At 57.6% G+C, this 15,436-nt stretch carries 14 protein-coding genes; 4 read left to right on the top strand and 10 right to left on the bottom strand.

All coding sequences use genetic code 11. From position 1 onward, the window contains the following. The first annotated feature begins 13 nt into the window (after positions 1–13). Positions 14–1,474: a glycogen synthase GlgA gene (gene glgA, locus ACZ5K9_RS11460; RefSeq protein ID WP_464271469.1), complete on the top strand. Its 1,461-nt coding sequence runs from the start codon at positions 14–16 to the stop codon at positions 1,472–1,474. 147 nt (positions 1,475–1,621) lie between these two features. On the opposite strand, the gene mgtE is transcribed toward glgA, so the two are convergent. After that, on the bottom strand, positions 1,622–2,983 hold the full coding sequence (gene mgtE, locus ACZ5K9_RS11455; RefSeq protein ID WP_464271468.1) for a magnesium transporter: 1,362 nt from the start codon (positions 2,981–2,983) through the stop codon (positions 1,622–1,624). A gap of 227 nt (positions 2,984–3,210) precedes the next feature. Between mgtE and ACZ5K9_RS11450 the strand changes: the two genes are divergently transcribed. Next, positions 3,211–4,284, top strand: a complete 1,074-nt coding sequence (locus ACZ5K9_RS11450) for a 4Fe-4S dicluster domain-containing protein (protein WP_464271467.1) — start codon at positions 3,211–3,213, stop codon at positions 4,282–4,284. A 737-nt stretch (positions 4,285–5,021) separates the two neighbouring features. Here ACZ5K9_RS11450 and ACZ5K9_RS11445 read toward each other — a convergent pair. From ACZ5K9_RS11445 to ACZ5K9_RS11435, 3 genes are read right to left on the bottom strand one after another with little or no spacing between them, the layout of a single operon-like run. Beyond that, positions 5,022–5,765 carry a hypothetical protein gene (locus ACZ5K9_RS11445; protein ID WP_464271466.1) on the bottom strand — a complete coding sequence of 248 codons (744 nt, stop codon included), beginning with the start codon at positions 5,763–5,765 and terminating at the stop codon, positions 5,022–5,024. A 54-nt stretch (positions 5,766–5,819) separates the two neighbouring features. Further along, complete coding sequence (locus ACZ5K9_RS11440; RefSeq protein WP_464271465.1) at positions 5,820–6,149, bottom strand: zinc ribbon domain-containing protein; 330 nt, start codon at positions 6,147–6,149, stop codon at positions 5,820–5,822. A 24-nt stretch (positions 6,150–6,173) separates the two neighbouring features. Next, entirely contained in the window at positions 6,174–7,217 is a 1,044-nt protein-coding gene (locus ACZ5K9_RS11435; protein ID WP_464271464.1) for a DUF933 domain-containing protein, read from the bottom strand. Positions 7,218–7,270: 53 nt separating this feature from the next. Between ACZ5K9_RS11435 and ACZ5K9_RS11430 the strand changes: the two genes are divergently transcribed. Continuing rightward, positions 7,271–8,842, top strand: a complete 1,572-nt coding sequence (locus ACZ5K9_RS11430) for a hypothetical protein (protein ID WP_464271463.1) — start codon at positions 7,271–7,273, stop codon at positions 8,840–8,842. A 308-nt stretch (positions 8,843–9,150) separates the two neighbouring features. On the opposite strand, the gene obgE is transcribed toward ACZ5K9_RS11430, so the two are convergent. From obgE to rplU, 3 genes are all read right to left on the bottom strand, one after another. Further along, the gene (gene obgE, locus ACZ5K9_RS11425; protein WP_464271462.1) at positions 9,151–10,194 is read right to left on the bottom strand and encodes a GTPase ObgE; all 1,044 of its coding nucleotides are present in this window, start codon (positions 10,192–10,194) and stop codon (positions 9,151–9,153) included. A gap of 80 nt (positions 10,195–10,274) precedes the next feature. Then, complete coding sequence (gene rpmA / locus ACZ5K9_RS11420) at positions 10,275–10,544, bottom strand: 50S ribosomal protein L27 (protein ID WP_464271461.1); 270 nt, start codon at positions 10,542–10,544, stop codon at positions 10,275–10,277. Continuing rightward, complete coding sequence (gene rplU, locus ACZ5K9_RS11415; protein WP_464271460.1) at positions 10,534–10,923, bottom strand: 50S ribosomal protein L21; 390 nt, start codon at positions 10,921–10,923, stop codon at positions 10,534–10,536. The genes rpmA and rplU overlap by 11 nt, the downstream gene beginning before the upstream one ends. 440 nt (positions 10,924–11,363) lie before the next feature. Between rplU and ACZ5K9_RS11410 the strand changes: the two genes are divergently transcribed. Further along, positions 11,364–12,710 carry an aspartate aminotransferase family protein gene (locus ACZ5K9_RS11410; RefSeq protein WP_464271459.1) on the top strand — a complete coding sequence of 449 codons (1,347 nt, stop codon included), beginning with the start codon at positions 11,364–11,366 and terminating at the stop codon, positions 12,708–12,710. A gap of 413 nt (positions 12,711–13,123) precedes the next feature. Here the strand turns inward: ACZ5K9_RS11410 and ACZ5K9_RS11405 are convergent, their stop codons facing one another. The 3 genes from ACZ5K9_RS11405 to ACZ5K9_RS11395 are packed head-to-tail and all read right to left on the bottom strand — an operon-like array spanning position 13,124 to position 15,237. Then, a complete protein-coding gene (locus ACZ5K9_RS11405) occupies positions 13,124–13,801 on the bottom strand; it encodes an amino acid ABC transporter permease (RefSeq protein WP_464273967.1) in 678 nt (225 codons plus the stop codon). Then, positions 13,801–14,553 (bottom strand): amino acid ABC transporter ATP-binding protein, encoded by a 753-nt coding sequence (locus ACZ5K9_RS11400; protein ID WP_464271458.1) that lies wholly within the window; start codon positions 14,551–14,553, stop codon positions 13,801–13,803. The genes ACZ5K9_RS11405 and ACZ5K9_RS11400 overlap by 1 nt, the downstream gene beginning before the upstream one ends. Positions 14,554–14,574: 21 nt before the next feature. After that, positions 14,575–15,237, bottom strand: a complete 663-nt coding sequence (locus ACZ5K9_RS11395; protein ID WP_464271457.1) for an amino acid ABC transporter permease — start codon at positions 15,235–15,237, stop codon at positions 14,575–14,577. Positions 15,238–15,436 lie beyond the last annotated feature (199 nt).

The raw sequence follows: 15,436 nt of genomic DNA, 5'->3' as shown, positions 1-15,436 counted from the left end.
TGCGGAGAACCTCATGCCCGTGAAAATCCTTTTTTGCGCTTCGGAAGCCATTCCCTTTGCCAAGACAGGCGGCCTTGCCGACGTCGCTGCGTCCCTGCCCGAGGCTTTGGTCGATCTTGGGTGCGATGTTCGGCTGTTCATGCCGCTTTATCCGACCGTGGAAAGAAGCGAGGAGTCCCTCAAGATTCTCGCCGAATGGATCTCTATCCCCGTCGGCGTCCATACCTACCATGTCCATTTCTGGCAATGGCAGCGCCCGTGGCCATTCCCAGTTTATTTTTTGGAAAAGGACGAGTTTTTTCACAGGCCCCACCTGTATGTGCATCCCCTTCGTGGGGACTACGAAGACAATGCGGAGCGGTTCATCACTTTTTCCCGATCCATCTACGCTCTCTGTAAGCATCTGGACTGGATCCCGGATGTGTTCCACCTCCACGACTGGCAGACGGCCTGTGCCGCCGCATACCAGTATTTTCACTGGCGCTTCGATCCTCTTTTTTCCCGAGTCCGAACTCTTCTCACCATCCACAACCTGGCACACCAAGGGGTCTTCCCCGAGCCCTACTTCGGGCTCACAGGCCTTCCCCCGGATGCCTATAGCATCGAAGGCATGGAATTTTACGGACAATGCAATTTCCTCAAGGCAGGGATTGCTTACAGTGACCGCATCTCCACAGTGAGTCCTCGGTATGCCAAGGAAATCCTTGACCACAAACACGGTTTCGGTTTGGACGGGATCCTGCGGCGCCGCCAAGACGCTCTGGTTGGAATTCTGAACGGCATCGACGCGGCTCGATGGGACCCTTCGCACGACGCTTACATTGCGGCGCCATTTGACGTCGATCGGTTGGACGGCAAGCGGGTGTGCAAAGCGCAGGTCATGGAAGAGATCGGCTTTCCGGAAAACGTGCGCCACTGTCCCCTGTGCGTTGTGGTCAGTCGTCTGGTGCACCAAAAAGGCATCGACCTCATCTTGGATGCCCTGGACGAAATGATGGAGCTTTCCCTCTGTGTGGCGGTGCTGGGCACAGGCGATCCCCACCTCGAACGCCTCTTGGGGCAAGCGCAATCCCGTCATCCCGAACGCGTCCGAGTGGTTTTGGCTTTCGACGAAGCACTGGCCCATCGACTGGAGGCCGGGGCCGACATCTTTCTCATGCCCTCTCGCTACGAGCCCTGCGGTCTGAATCAAATGTACAGCATGCGCTACGGCACAATCCCCATTGTCGCGGCAACGGGAGGATTGGATGACTCGGTGGTGGACGCGGCACAAGAGCTCGAAACGGGTACCGGATTCAAATTTTACGAGCACACGAAAGAAGCTTTTCTGACCGCTTTGCGGGCTGCTCTGGAGGTTTTTCGAGATCCCGATCAATGGCGCCGTCTTCAGCAAAGAGCCATGCGGGTGGATTTCAGTTGGCGTCGAGCGGCCCAATCCTATCTGAGCCTGTACGAGGAAATGCTCGCCGAATAGTGCGAGAGGTCTCGGGGCACCGCCGCTTTCTCATGGCCACGGCAATCACGCAGGCAAACCGGCGGGAAGCGCCGGGCGGAAGACAAGTGCCGCCATCGATCTAAAAAGTGGAAAGGTGAGGGGGTCAAGCCCATTTTGGCGTCCATCTCAATTCCCATAGGCCAAGATTTTTCCCATGAATAGAGTGGCAAAACCGAGGAAGAAAAAAAAGCCGCCGGTATCCGTTGCCGCCGTGACAAAAATGCTGGATCCCAATGCGGGATCCAACTTGAGTCTCCTCAGGACGATGGGCACCAGAGCACCCAGGCATCCGGCCACGATCATGTTAAAAATCATGGCGAGCCACATGATGAGGGACAGCCAAGGGTTGTGGTGCCATGCCAGGGTGATGACGGCAAGCACTGCCCCGCATAATGCCCCGTTACATAAACCGACCGTCATCTGACGCAGCACAACGGACCACGTGCTCCTGTCAAGAATCTCCCCCAAGGCGAGAGCCCGCACAACCACGGTGAGGGACTGCGTCCCCGCGTTTCCACCAAGGCCGGCAACCAGCGGCATGAGGGACGCCAATACCACAAAATGAGCGATGGTTTCCGAAAAAAGAGTTACAGTGTAAGAAGCAATGAGCGCCGTACCCAAGTTGACGAAAAGCCACGGGGCACGAAGTCTCACCGACCGGATCACCGGAGACGAAATTTTTTCGTCCGTATCCAAACTGGCGAGCAGATACATGTCCTCTGTGGCTTCTTCCGTGATGACGTCGAAGATATCGTCGTAGGTAATGATCCCGACCAGTCGGTTTTCCCCATCCACAACAGGCATGGCAAGGAAATCGTAATGGCGCATTTCTTTGGCCACCAGTTCGATGTCCATGTCCACGGGGACTGAGATCACTTGCCGGGACATGATCCGTTCCACGGGAAAATCCGGGCGCGCCATGATGAGATCCCTCAAGGACACGATCCCAATCAGGTGGCGGGCTTCGTCCACCACATAAGCATAGTAGATGGTTTCTTTTTTGGGGGCCTGGAGGCGCAGTTCGTCTAAAGCATCGCGAACGGTTTGCGCGGCTTTGAGCGAGGCGTAATCAGTGGTCATGTACGCCCCGGCGCTTTCCTCGGGATAGGTCAACAGTTTTAAGACATTTTGTCGTTCCGCTTTGATGAGCAGAGAAAGAAGCCTGTCCTGAAAGTCCTCGTCCAGCTCCTCCACCAGGTCGGCTCTGTCGTCGGGACGCATCAGGGTAATGAGCCGGGCCACAGTGTTGCGGCTGAGGAAAGGCAGTGTTTCCTTCTGCGTCTCAAAGGGCAGAAACTCGAAAATGGATAGAATATTTTCCGGCCCGACAGCCTCGACGACGCGAGCAATGTCATGGGGCTTCAAGTGGGCAAGACGCAGGGCCGCATCGGCTGGGTGGGCACTTGCGAAAATCTGCAACAGCTCATCCCAATCCTCAAGCGTTGTCCCCTGATTCAGCAGCTCATCGGGACTTCCTCGCAGTGTCATAGAAACATCCCTTCCCGTCTCATGCAAACTATTTTCACAGCTGCGCTCTGCTAGCCGATTCTCTGCTTCTTTTCAAGAACGAGTGCTTGATGAATGCCAAAAACCCTTGACAGAACCCGGCGCGCCTTCTATTGGCTGCGTGCTTGGCCGGAACCGCGAGGACATGAACGGCCCATGACACACTGCAGCACGTTCCAACCATGAGCACATTTCAAGGAGACCGGACTATGACAAACGATTCCAATGCCTACGAAAGGCTTGCGCAGCATCTCGACCGCCTTCCTGCAGGATTTCCTCGAACTGAGACCGGCGTGGAGATTAAAATTCTTCAGAAACTGTTTACGCCCGAAGAAGCGCGCCTGGCCGTTTTGCTGTCCATGAAACCCGAGGCTGTGGAAAGTCTCGCCGAACGGGCCGGGATGGCTCCCGAAGTCTTGGGCCCGAAGTTGGAAGAGATGGCCCGAAAGGGGCTCATTTTCCGCCTACGCAAAGGCTCGGAAAGCCGATACATGGCTGCGCAGTTCGTCATCGGCATATGGGAGTATCACGTCAATGCCCTGGACGAAGAACTCATCGCCTTGGTGAACGAATACATCCCCGTTTTTTTCGAAAGGTCTTTGGCTCTCAAAACCCCCCAGCTGCGCACCATTCCTCTTCCCCGCTCCATCACTCCGGAACAAAGCGTGATGCCTTATGAAGAAGCCCGGCGCATTATCGCCGAACAGGACAAGATTGTCGTGGCCCCCTGCATCTGTCGCAAAGAGCACGCCATGGTCGGTAAGGGGTGCGACCGACCTCTGGAAACCTGCCTCGTCTTTGGCACAGGGGCTCAATACTATGAAGACAACGGTCTGGGACGTCCCATCGATCACGACGAGGCGCTGAAGATTTTGCAAATGGCCGAAGAACACGCTTTGGTCCTGCAGCCGTCCAACGCCCAGAAAGTCATGAACATCTGCCTGTGCTGCGGTTGTTGCTGTCAAATCCTCAAGAATCTGAAGCGCCTGCCGAACCCGGCCGATTATGTCGCCAGCAACTACATCGCTCAGGTTCGACAGGAGGACTGCATCGCCTGTGAAACGTGTGTGGACCGGTGTCAAATGAATGCCCTCTCCGTAGCCGACGGAACGGCGAGAGTGGCACTCGAACGATGCATCGGCTGCGGCGTGTGCGTGCCCACATGTCCTCAGGAGGCCATCTCCTTAACGTCCAAGCCGGACGATCAGAAAAAGACACCGCCGGCACATCCCTTTGATCTCTACAAAATTCTCGCCATGCAGCGCATGGCATCCGGCGGCTAGAGGTCAGGGAGAGATCGAGCCGGCTGATCCTCTGAAAAAACCTTGAGGGCGTTTCTGTGGACGCCCCCGGCGTTTTGGAGGTTCGGTTGTGGCATGCCCGTGCAGAAAGGTGGGATGAACGCCACCCTTGAGAGGCTTCGGAACCTCCTCCCGTTCCTCCTGCGCCGCCCCATTCATCACCACGCTTCTGGAAGGGGGCTTGTCCGCGTTGTCGGGGACTCGGGCAGGGAACGCCGTAAGCTTCCCAGAATGGGCCAACCTATCGCCCATCTGGGGGCAAGACATCGAAACAGCCAAAAAACGACCCTGCAACAGCCTGAACGACCTCTGGATATGGCCTCGCCGCCCCTACGTTCTTCGTCGGCACCCAAGTCCGCTGTCCTCGCTTTCCGGACCCCCGCCCTGCCGACGTTGAACCTTTGAGGCCGGCGCCGTGCACCAAGCGGGTTCAAGAGATGGCCGAGGGCCTCGCAATCGCACGCCGCCCCCAATGGGTACACCTGGCAATGCCCCTGGCCGGCATGACCCCTTTGGGGTACCGAAGCATACGGAAAGCGCTGGGCCATTTGTCGGCAAGTGTTTTTTCATCAGATTCCTCGCGCCACCGCACAACCGTCTCCAGCCGAGCGTCTTCGCGAATCCGGAAGGTATCCGCAAACCGCGGACGCCAACCCTTAAGGCCACAAGGTCCCACCCACTGAAGACTCAAGCACTACCGGACAAGTTTGCGAGGAATGTTAAAGTGGATAGACATTCCCCGATTCGAGGATTCTCCACCCACTCCGCGTCTCGCCCAGGAGCAGATTGATTTGCCAGCCCACTTTGCAGTGGTCCGTAATGATTTTGGGAACCTTGACTTCCAACAGGCCTGTTTCCAGAGTCAATCCAGAGAGCACCAGAACGCCGGGCCGGACCTCTTCGACCACAAAATAGTCGTCCAATTCCTCGTTCCAGGTGCGCGGGGGATGGGTTTGGGCAAAATCGTAGAGCAATCGGGCAAGGCGCTCTGCCGCAGGAAGTTCCCGGGAGGCTTCGCCCGCAAGATCCATGGCCTTCCGAGCTTCCTCCTTAGGAGCGTAATCTTTGGCCACGAGCCATTTCATCAGCGCTTTGGTGACCGTGCCCGCGGCGCGCAGGAGGGATTCCGACGCCATCACTTTGCGGATCATGAAATAGGTCAAAAACGTCGATACTCCCGACGGGATTTTTTCCGGACCGAAAATGGCGCAAAACGTCTGGTCCTTGTAATCCACGAGGCGACGATACAAGGTGTTCTCCCCTGCCGTGGGAAGTTCCTGATAGCCGTAGAGATTCAAGGATGTATGAAGCAGGCCGATGACTTCCTCATAACGACGCAGCGTTTGGGGCTTCAACCGCTTCTTCTGCTCTGCGAGAAACTCGGCGAAGATGTCCTCAATATTGGGTTTCGCTACCGTAGGAAACGATATGATGTTGCCGTTGGCGTTCGCTTCGTTTTTCATGGATACCCCACACCGGACGTCCGTAATGACACTCTGCCCCTCAGGGCTAGCCGCTTATACCTTTCTTCCACAATAAGGGCAATACGCAAAAGAGGGATCCAAAGTCTGCTGACATGAGGGACAGCGACGCACGGGCGGCGGCACCGACACCGGTCCACGGGACGGCCGTCCCTGCAACTCATCGGGGGGTGCCGCATAACCGCAGCGATCGCATATCACCAACGGTTCTCCCTTCTTGACCGGAAAAAGAGGAATAAAGAAGAGGCTGAGATAGTGGTCGATACGTTTCAGGCGCGCCTGGGCGAGTCCACAGGCTGGACACAAGCGCGGAGTTTCGTCCAGCGTCTTGGTTTTGGGCTGGATCCCGCCGATGAAAAAAAACATGATCCATTGCCCTCCCGCAAATCCCTACACATTAAACCGAAAATGAATAATATCCCCATCCTTGACGGGGTAGTCCCGCCCCTCAAGCCGGATGAGTCCTTGTTTTCGGGCCGCCGCATAGTCGCCGGCTTTCTTCAAGTCCTGATATGCCACCACTTCCGCTCGGATGAATCCCTTCTTCATGTCTGAATGGACCACCCCGGCGGCTTCCACGGCGTGAAGTCCCTGGGGAATGGTCCACGCTTTGACTTCGTCATCCCCGACCGTGAAAAAGGTCCCGAGTCCAAGGAGCTGAAAAGACCGCCGAATCACCCGATCCAAGGCCGATGCGCTGATGCCGTAATCTTGCCGGAAAATGGCCGCATCGGCCTCACTGAGCTGCGCCATTTCCATTTCAAGCCGTCCTCGAATGACCAGGGCGTCTTCCATGCCCTGGAATTCTTCCGGCATGGCCATATCCTCATCGTCGTTGTTGACGAGGACGAGCACTGGCTTGGCCGACAAAAACGTGAAGCCTCTCAGTTCCGGGGCGGCCGAAAGGCTCGGCTCTGTCCGCAACGGTTTTTCTTCGTTGAGCAGTTTAGCACACCGCTGAAGTAGTTCCATTTCCACAACCGCAGCTTTGCGGCCTTTCTTCAGTTCCGCCTCAATGCGCTCCAGGCGTTTTTCCACCGTCGCCAGATCGGCCAAAAGAAACTCTTCTTCCAGTTCTCGAAAATCGCGGGCCGGGTGAGGCGGACCGAGCACCGGGTCTGCAAAATTACGAACGACCACAAGGAACGCTTCCACGGGCCGCATATGAGTCAGCAGCAGCGCCATGTAGTCCTTTTTCTTTTCGGCCACGCCGGCAATCCCTTGAAGATCCGTATAGGTCACCTGAGCCGGTGTTTTCTTCCGCGGATGGTACAGTTCCGCCAGCCATTCCAAACGCGGGTCGGGCACCGGGACGACACCCAAGACCGGGACAACCTGCCCGGAAGGAGTGGTGGATTCCCCGGTGCGCTGTGTCAGCGCATTAAAAACGGTGGTTTTGCCCGATCGGGCAAGCCCGACAATCCCCAGTCTCATTGGTTCACCCCGAGGTCTTGCCCCTGAGGGGGCTTGTTTGCATAATTCCTGTCATGGAAAACCACAGTGCCTTCATACACCTTTCACCGGAGTTGAGCAATGCGTTGCTCAGGGCTGCGGCGGCGTTGGAGCTGGACCCGGCCATGGACGGACCCGCTCGGCATCAACGTCTTCAGGCCCTGTACCGAGCATGGGAAGCGAAATCAAAACACCCGGCGACGGCGGAGTTCCTTCATCTCACCGAATCCCTCCATGGCTTATCTCCAAAAGCCCTCGACAAGGTGGAAGCTTTGGTCCGTGCGTGGCACGCCTTCGGCATGGGCATCGTCGCTTGTCGGTTCCCATCAGGCCATCCTTTGGCCTGCTGCCCCAAGTTTCTGTTGACATGGGGAAGTCGGCTTGAGCCCGATGTCCCATGGTATGCGGCTTTCAGTTCACGCCACGGTCAACACACACGCCGCCACGACCCTTGGGTCCAGGGACTTCGCCGGCTTTTTGAGCAAACCAAAGATGAGTCCATAGGGTGGGTGAGCAGCTTTGGGACGCCCGTCTATGACTTGTCCACCTGTTGGGCGGTTCTTCACAAAAAGCCCGTGCTTCTGGTAGCCGTTCCCTCCCGAAAGCAGTCGGCCATCCAATGCGCCTTCACCTATTTCCCCGGCATGAAACCGTTTCGGCTCGTCAGTTGTTTGCCCGGCCGTGCGGGATGTCCGCCGGCGCGTCATATGGTCTGCCGGGACCGGCTCGTGGCCGCTTTGGCTCATCATCTGTTCGTCCTTGCTGTCCGGCGGCACGGCAATCTGGCTCATGTTCTTTACGACGAATTATCCTACCGCCCTAAACCCACCTGGGTCTTCCCGCTGCGTGAGGGCTCGACGCCAATGCCGGGCAATCTCCACCTCCTTGAGGCCTTTCCCCAGGTTGTCCGGATGTGGCGTAATGATGACGGTCTGCACTCGCCCTCTTCTCCCGAAAAAATCCCTCGATCGCCACCCATGGCAGCGGATCGGACCATCATGCCGCCTCCGGCCGGAACCTTCCTGTTTCACTACACCCGCTCATGCCCGGGCCCATGGCCCGGCCAGGAGCGTTGTGCCTGGGCTGAAGATCTTTTTCGAGCAACCCCATGGGCTGACCACACAGCTCTGGATACTTTGTGGCGCATTCTTTCCGAGCGGCGCCTGCGTGCCTGCGGCCGCTTAATTCGAGGCGGAACCCCTGTCGTGTCCTGGACCTCGGTACCCCCACAGGATCTCGCCCGCCTCACCCGCTGGAACCCGGCACTGATCCGATGGACCTTTGAACCTTACGGTATCGCGGTGAGAAGAGATGTATTGAAAAAACTTGGAGCGCAGCCCGTCATTTACGCTCAGGAAACGGACTACGGAAAGATCCCCGAAAAACACCGATTTCGATTTCAGATTCACCGCCCGGGAAGCTCTTCGTGGAAAGTGGAAAGGGAATGGCGACTGCCTGGGGATCTCCCTTTGGACGATCTGCCTGCCGACGCCTGGTGGGTTTTTGTCCCGACGGTGCTGGAAGCCCAGAGTCTTGAACGAGAGGTCCGGCATCGGTGCCGTATTTATACTCTTCCCACACTCCCAAAAGGTTCCGAGAGTTCATGACCGCCCCTGTTGCCGGCCGGCACCATCCGGAAATCACGGAACCCCACCAGCCGGGTCGTTTGGGCGCAGTCGGTCAAAACTCGCGTCGCCGCTGTGCTTGCCCCACACGCTGTTTTACCGCTGCCTCACCCCGCACGGCGGGCTGACTCCCCGGAAGCATCATGAAGCACGTGAGTTCCTACGGCATGGCCATGGTCGGAGCGGGAAACGGGGAGTCACGACCTGGGGGCAACCGTTTCGCCGTTATCGTTCGCCCTGAAGGCGGGATGGGCCGGCCAGACGTCTGGGGAACTGGGGAGAAGGCGGGGCTACGGCTCTTCCGAAGCCTCGACCCTGTCCTCAGATTGCCTTGTAGCCTGCTGCAACACATGGACAAGGGTTCTCAGGAAATCGTCCAGGCCCTGTCGGGTTAGCGCCGAAATGGCCACTACGGGATGGCCGATATCTTTGTACACCTGCAGAAGGCTCTCGCGCGCCGTGACATCGGAGATCAAGTCGGTCTTGTTAAGGGCCAGCAGTCGGGGTTTCTGCGCAAGATTTTCCGAATATTGCGAAAGCTCCCTTTCGATGACCCGATAGGGTGCCAGAGGGTCTTCCGAGGGCACGGCCGCCATGTCCACCACGTGCACAAGGACACGGGTTCTTTCGATGTGTCGGAGAAATCGAATTCCCAGGCCAGCCCCCTGATGGGCCCCTTCGATAAGACCCGGTATGTCGGCCATCACAAAGGGTGGGGCATCCCCGTACTGCACCACGCCCAGATTGGGCACAAGGGTCGTGAACGGATAGTCGGCGATTTTTGGGCGTGCTGCCGAAACGGCCGCGATCAAGGTGGACTTGCCTGCATTGGGAAGTCCCACGAGGCCCACATCGGCGAGAAGCTTGAGTTCTAGGAGCAGCTCACGCGATTCCCCATCTCGGCCTTCTTCAGCGATACGCGGTGCTTGCCGGGTTGGGGTCACAAACCGTGCATTCCCGCGACCCCCAGATCCTCCTCGAGCCGCCGTCCACCGCATGCCGGCTTTATTGAGATCCGCTAAAATTTCACCCGTGTGGGCATCTTTAATCAGCGTGCCCACAGGCACCATAAGCACAAGGTCTTCACCGCTTCGACCATGTTTGTCTTTCCCTTGGCCGTGTCGTCCCCTTTGGGCTCGGTAAGAACGCTTGTAACGAAAGTCCAACAGGGTTTGTTTGCGCTCCGTGGCCTCGAAGATCACGTCCCCGCCCTTGCCGCCGTCGCCCCCATCGGGCCCGCCTCGAGGCACATACTTCTCCCTTCGAAAGCTGACGCACCCGTTTCCACCGCGTCCGGCGTGCACCTCTATACGGACTTCATCCACGAACCGCATGATGAACCCCTGACAAAAACACAACGGGGGAGCCTTGCCCCCCCGTTCCGTCGCTTTGCTGCTGTCTGCGGGACAACGAGTTAAGTCGTCTGCGGCGCCACTGGGTAAACGCTGATTTTCTGGCGCTGTTTGTCTTTATATTCGAAGGCCACCACGCCGTCGATGAGGGCGAACAGCGTGTAGTCCTTGCCCATCCCCACATTCTTTCCAGGATGAAACTTGGTGCCCAGTTGACGCACCAAGATGTTGCCCGCCCGGACGAACTGACCGCCGTATCGCTTCACCCCACGGCGCTGCCCGGCGCTGTCCCGACCGTTCCTGGAACTGCCGCCCGCTTTCTTATGTGCCATGTGTTATGCCTCCCCACTGCCCGCGGCGTCGCTTTGAGGACCGGGCATCCTGGGATGCTTGAGGGACACGGTTCTCGATCCCTTCAATCTTGACCGCCGTGTAAGCTTGCCGGTGCCCTTGCTTTTTCCGTGAATCCTTGCGCCGCTTATATTTGAAAATGACAATTTTGTCACCACGCCCCTGCTCCACGATTCGGGCCCGGACCACCTTATCGTCAACAAAGGGGCGCCCCACAAAAACCTGTTCTCCATCGGCCACAAGGAGGACGCGATCCAGCAGGACCTCATCTCCGGCTTCACCCGGCAATTTTTCCACCTTCAACAGCGCCCCGGGTTCGGCTTTATACTGTTTGCCTCCACATTCTACGATCGCGTACATTGAGTCGTCCTCCGCCCATGTGCTGCACATTCAGGCACCCCGAGCTTCTTTTGTTCCGACAAAAAAAGCGGCCCCTGGCCGCTGAGCGTCAGGCGCACGGGGTGTTCATCATCCTCGAGTGTAAGCGCCCTTCCGTGTGAGCATTTCCTGAAACTCTCGAATCTTCTCACAACTTTCCAGGCACTTGTTCTTGTCCTGGTCCTTTTTGTCACAGTCTAGGCAAGGGCTTCGCATACTCACCTCATGCGTGCTCCTTCCAGAAGCGACGTAACGGGGTCTTATAAATGGGCTTCTCGGACTCTGTCAAGCCCTTTCCTGCGGTGGACGCCGGGACACATTGACCTTCACAAATGCAGACAATTGTCATAAAGAGGCTCTGTGTCCCACACCGGAGCGGCGCATCGTTCTCGCAGAGCAAGACGAGGAAAGGAACATTGGTCATGATGCAGAATCCATCTTCAGAGCGCGTCTTCTACCGAAACCTCAGGAAAGCCTATCCTGTGGTCGACTACGGCCAAGGCATTTATATCTGGGACAAGGACGGCCGGCGCTATATTGACGGGTCCGGGGGGGCTTGTGTGGTAAGCATCGGCCACGGGGTGCCGGAGATTCTCGAGGCCATGAAGGAGCAAGCCCAGAGAATTTGCTTTGCCCACAGCAGTCAGTTCACCAGCGAGGCGGCCTTGGAATGCGCCCATCGATTGACGCAAATGGCCCCAGATCCTTCGCTCAACCGAGTCTACTTCCTATCCGGCGGGTCCGAAGCCGTGGAAACCGCCGTAAAAGTCGTCAGGCAATACTGGCGGGAAGTGGGAAAACCTGATAAATACAAAGTGATCAGCCGGTGGACGAGTTTTCACGGCAACACCACAGGAGCGCTGGCCTTAGGCGGACACACCGGCCGAAGACGCCATTACCTACCACTTTTCCTGCACACCCCTCACATCGAACCGGCGTATTGCTACCGGTGTCCCTTCGGACGGGACCCGGATTCATGCCACCTCGAATGCGCCGACCAACTGGAACGGACCATCAAGTACGAGGGACCGGACGCCGTTGCGGCTTTCATCGCCGAGCCCATCGTCGGGGCAACGGCCGGCGCTCTCGTGCCCAAAGACGGCTATTGGCAGCGCATCCGGCAGATCTGCGACGCCTACGACGTGAAGCTTATCGCCGATGAAGTCATGACGGGGGTCGGCCGGACGGGACGGCGATTTGCCTTGGACCATTGGGGAGTTGTCCCGGATGTCATCGTGACGGCCAAGGGACTGAGTTCCGGATATACGCCATTGGGGGCGGTGGTGGTCAAAGAAGAAATCCACGAGGCGATCCGGCAAGGCACGGGCGTTTTCGTCCATGGCCACACTTATTGCCAAAACCCTCTGTCGGTGGCCATCGGCGCCGCAGTGTTACGCTACATAGAGGAACATCACCTTGTGGAACGCTCGGCGAAAATGGGGAAGGTGTTGCTGGAACACCTCCAACAACTCAAAAAGCATCCCATTGTCGGCGATGTGCGGGGCCTCGGTCTCTTCGCCGGGATTGAATTGGTGAAAGACCGGCAGACAAAGGAAACTTTCCCGCCGGCACTCAAGGTGAACGCCTTGGCAGCCCAGGAAGCTTTCCAGCGGGGGCTCATCACCTATCCCGGATCCGGTGGGGCTGACGGCATCCATGGGGATCATCTGTTGCTCGCACCGCCCTTTGTCATCGACGAGCACGGCATTACGGAATTGACCCGTATACTGGACGAAGCCCTCGAGGCGGTGTCGTCCCAGGTCCTCTGAGGCTTCTCGGGGGCTTCAGGGCATCCGTGGGACGGCATCCCTGAAGCCCATCGTTCCCAAGCGCTTCCTCACCGGCCTTCCCGCATCCTTCCAGCGTCCATCCCCAAAGTGTTTTCGCCCGGTTCCCAGGCGATCCTTTGGGACCACAGGCACCCCCCAGATTTCAGAGCCCCGTTGAAAGCCCCGGAGAGATGCCTCCCTCGGCGTTCACCCGGTTCGGCGCGAGCACCTCTTTGCCCACTTGCGATGGATCAGCCCATCCATCCCAGACAGAACCCCTCAACCCAGTCATTATGGGCGCTCCATCGCCCTCGCAGCCTGTGCTCTCAAGGCTCTCACAGACCCAGGCGGTGACGAAAAATGGACGCAAAGCGGCAATGTTCGCAAGGTCCTTTCTTGCAGGCGCCAATTCGTCAACCCCTGTGGAATTCGAATCCTGGGAGGGTCAGCCGTTTTTCCAGAGCTTTCAAGACCCACGTCGCCAGGGTGACAAAAAGGAGGTAAACAAATCCGACGGCGGCAAAAACTTCGGTGTATTTAAAGGTCGACGAGGCAATGATTTTCCCTTCTCCGGTGAGTTCAATACATGTCACCATGTAGGCCAAAGACGAGTACTTGATGAGGTAAATCCATTCATTGCCGCACCCGGGAAGGGCCCGCCGCACCGCCTGAGGCAGAATGACGTGGACGATGGTTTGAAAGCGGTTCATCCCAATGGCTTGGGCCGCCAGGATTTGCCCATGCTTAATGGACAGCAAAGCCCCCCGAATATATTCGGAGTGGTAAGCGCCGCTGCACAAGGTAAAGCCGAGAACCGCAGCCTGGTAGGGTGTGAGATACAAGCCGAGGCGCGGCATGCCGAAGTACCAGATATAGAGCTGAACGAGTAGAGGAAATCCTCGGAAAACGGCCACGTAAGCACTCGCCAGCCGGCGCACGGGCGGCGCCCCATACACACGGCACGCCCCGGCCAGAACCCCACAGAAAAATCCCAAGACGGCCGAGGGGACAATCAGGCGCAGTGACACCTCGGCGCCTCGAGCCAGCGCCGGTATCAGTTCCCCGTAAAGAAAAACCAGCTCCTCAGAGATCACGGCCGACCGCCCAACTCACCGATTTTGGAGCAGAATTCCCGTGTGCGAGCGCATCGCGCCTCGTCGAGAATGACATCTGGAGGTCCCTGCTCCACAATCCGGCCGTCTTCCATAAAGATCATTTCGTGAGCCAGAGCGCGAGCGAAGCCGATTTGGTGCGTCGCCATGATCATGGTCATCCCGGAAGCCCCCAAATCTCGAATGACCGCGTGGACCTCCCCGATCAGCTCGGGATCCAGAGCCGACGTCGGCTCATCCAGGAGCATGACCTTGGGATCCAGAGCCAGAGCCCGAGCAATGGACACCCTTTGCTTCTGCCCTCCGGAAAGTTCCGCCGGGTACTTCCCGGCGTGATCGCCAAGGCCCACCCTTTCCAACTCGGCCATGGCTCGCCGGTGGGCTTCTTTTCGACTCATTTTCTTCACACGAACCAGGCCGATCTCCACATTGCCCAGGGCGCTGAGGTGGTCGAACAAATTAAACTCCTGAAAGATCATGCCCACTTTCTGCCGATAAGCGTACAGTTCGCTCTTGCGCCTGGGATCAATGCGTCGTCCTTCGAGCCGGATGTGACCCGAATCGGGCATGACAAGGAAATTGATCATTTGCAGCAGGGTGCTCTTCCCCGCCCCAGAAGGCCCAATGAGCACCTTGATTTCACCGCGCCGCACCGCCAAGGAAACCCCTCTGACGATTTCCTTGTCTCCGTAATGTTTACGGATCTCTTGCACTTCGAGAATTGTTTCCATGCTTGATTTTCAGGATGCTCCTTAGGTGTACCCTTTGATTCGGACCCGCGCGTGTATGGCTCCCAGCAGGCGGGTTCCAAGAAAAGTGAGGATCATAAAGAGAATGCCCGCGCTGATATAGACAGGCAAGTGTTGATAGGTCCGGGAGGCCACATGGTGGGCGCGGGCCATAATTTCTGCCACTCCCAAGGCGTAAGTCACAGCGGAGTCCTTTAACAAGATGGCATACTCATTGGACCATCCAGGGATCGCCAACCGAAGGGCCTGGGGGAGCACAATGAAAACAACGGCCTGGGGCTCACTCATCCCCACGGCGAGCGCGGCTTTCATTTGCCCCGCAGGCACAGACAAGATGGCACCTCTGAGGATCTGCGACTGATAGGCACCGCTGATGCACCCCAGAACGACGACCGCCACCGTGAAGGCGGAAAGATCCAACCCGAAGAAAGGAAAAATTCCAAAATAAAAGAGGAACAGAAGAACCAACAGTGGGACCCCTCGGAAAAACCACACGTAGAGATCGATGAAGCGCCGAAGCCATTTGGGGCCATAAACGGTCCCCACGGCCAGGGGGAGCCCGATGAGGAAGCCGAATGTCAAAGCCCCGGCAACCACCACAAGGGTAATCCACGTTCCTCGCAGGAGGTAAGGGAGCCCTTCTTTGAGAACCGGTATGAAATCCATCGCGTTTCTTTATCCCGTATCGGTGATCGGCCGCCTCAAGTTCCGTGGGATCGAACGCCCCGGAACAATCGGATCGTGAAGCGATCACTGATAACAAACAGCTCGCAATCCTTCAAGACAAATGGCGACCCCCGACCACTTCGGGGGCGGCGCCTTCAACCGGCGGATCTGGGGGCTCTGCGTTTAGTGGATTCAAACA

Source organism: Desulfosoma profundi (genome assembly GCF_055387865.1).
The sequence above is the reverse complement of the archived record's forward strand: the minus strand, read 5'-3'. Positions and strand labels throughout refer to the sequence as shown.

Excerpts from the sequence above, each read along its gene's own strand:
- mgtE (WP_464271468.1), bottom strand. The coding sequence starts at position 2,983 with ATGACACTGCGAGGAAGTCCCGATGAGCTGCTGAATCAGGGGACAACG.
- ACZ5K9_RS11435 (WP_464271464.1), bottom strand. The coding sequence starts at position 7,217 with ATGAGACTGGGGATTGTCGGGCTTGCCCGATCGGGCAAAACCACCGTT.
- ACZ5K9_RS11410 (WP_464271459.1), top strand. The coding sequence starts at position 11,364 with ATGATGCAGAATCCATCTTCAGAGCGCGTCTTCTACCGAAACCTCAGG.
- ACZ5K9_RS11440 (WP_464271465.1), bottom strand. The coding sequence starts at position 6,149 with ATGTTTTTTTTCATCGGCGGGATCCAGCCCAAAACCAAGACGCTGGAC.
- ACZ5K9_RS11430 (WP_464271463.1), top strand. The coding sequence starts at position 7,271 with ATGGAAAACCACAGTGCCTTCATACACCTTTCACCGGAGTTGAGCAAT.
- ACZ5K9_RS11445 (WP_464271466.1), bottom strand. The coding sequence starts at position 5,765 with ATGAAAAACGAAGCGAACGCCAACGGCAACATCATATCGTTTCCTACG.
- obgE (WP_464271462.1), bottom strand. The coding sequence starts at position 10,194 with ATGCGGTTCGTGGATGAAGTCCGTATAGAGGTGCACGCCGGACGCGGT.
- ACZ5K9_RS11400 (WP_464271458.1), bottom strand. The coding sequence starts at position 14,553 with ATGGAAACAATTCTCGAAGTGCAAGAGATCCGTAAACATTACGGAGAC.
- rplU (WP_464271460.1), bottom strand. The coding sequence starts at position 10,923 with ATGTACGCGATCGTAGAATGTGGAGGCAAACAGTATAAAGCCGAACCC.
- glgA (WP_464271469.1), top strand. The coding sequence starts at position 14 with ATGCCCGTGAAAATCCTTTTTTGCGCTTCGGAAGCCATTCCCTTTGCC.
- ACZ5K9_RS11450 (WP_464271467.1), top strand. The coding sequence starts at position 3,211 with ATGACAAACGATTCCAATGCCTACGAAAGGCTTGCGCAGCATCTCGAC.
- rpmA (WP_464271461.1), bottom strand. The coding sequence starts at position 10,544 with ATGGCACATAAGAAAGCGGGCGGCAGTTCCAGGAACGGTCGGGACAGC.
- ACZ5K9_RS11395 (WP_464271457.1), bottom strand. The coding sequence starts at position 15,237 with ATGGATTTCATACCGGTTCTCAAAGAAGGGCTCCCTTACCTCCTGCGA.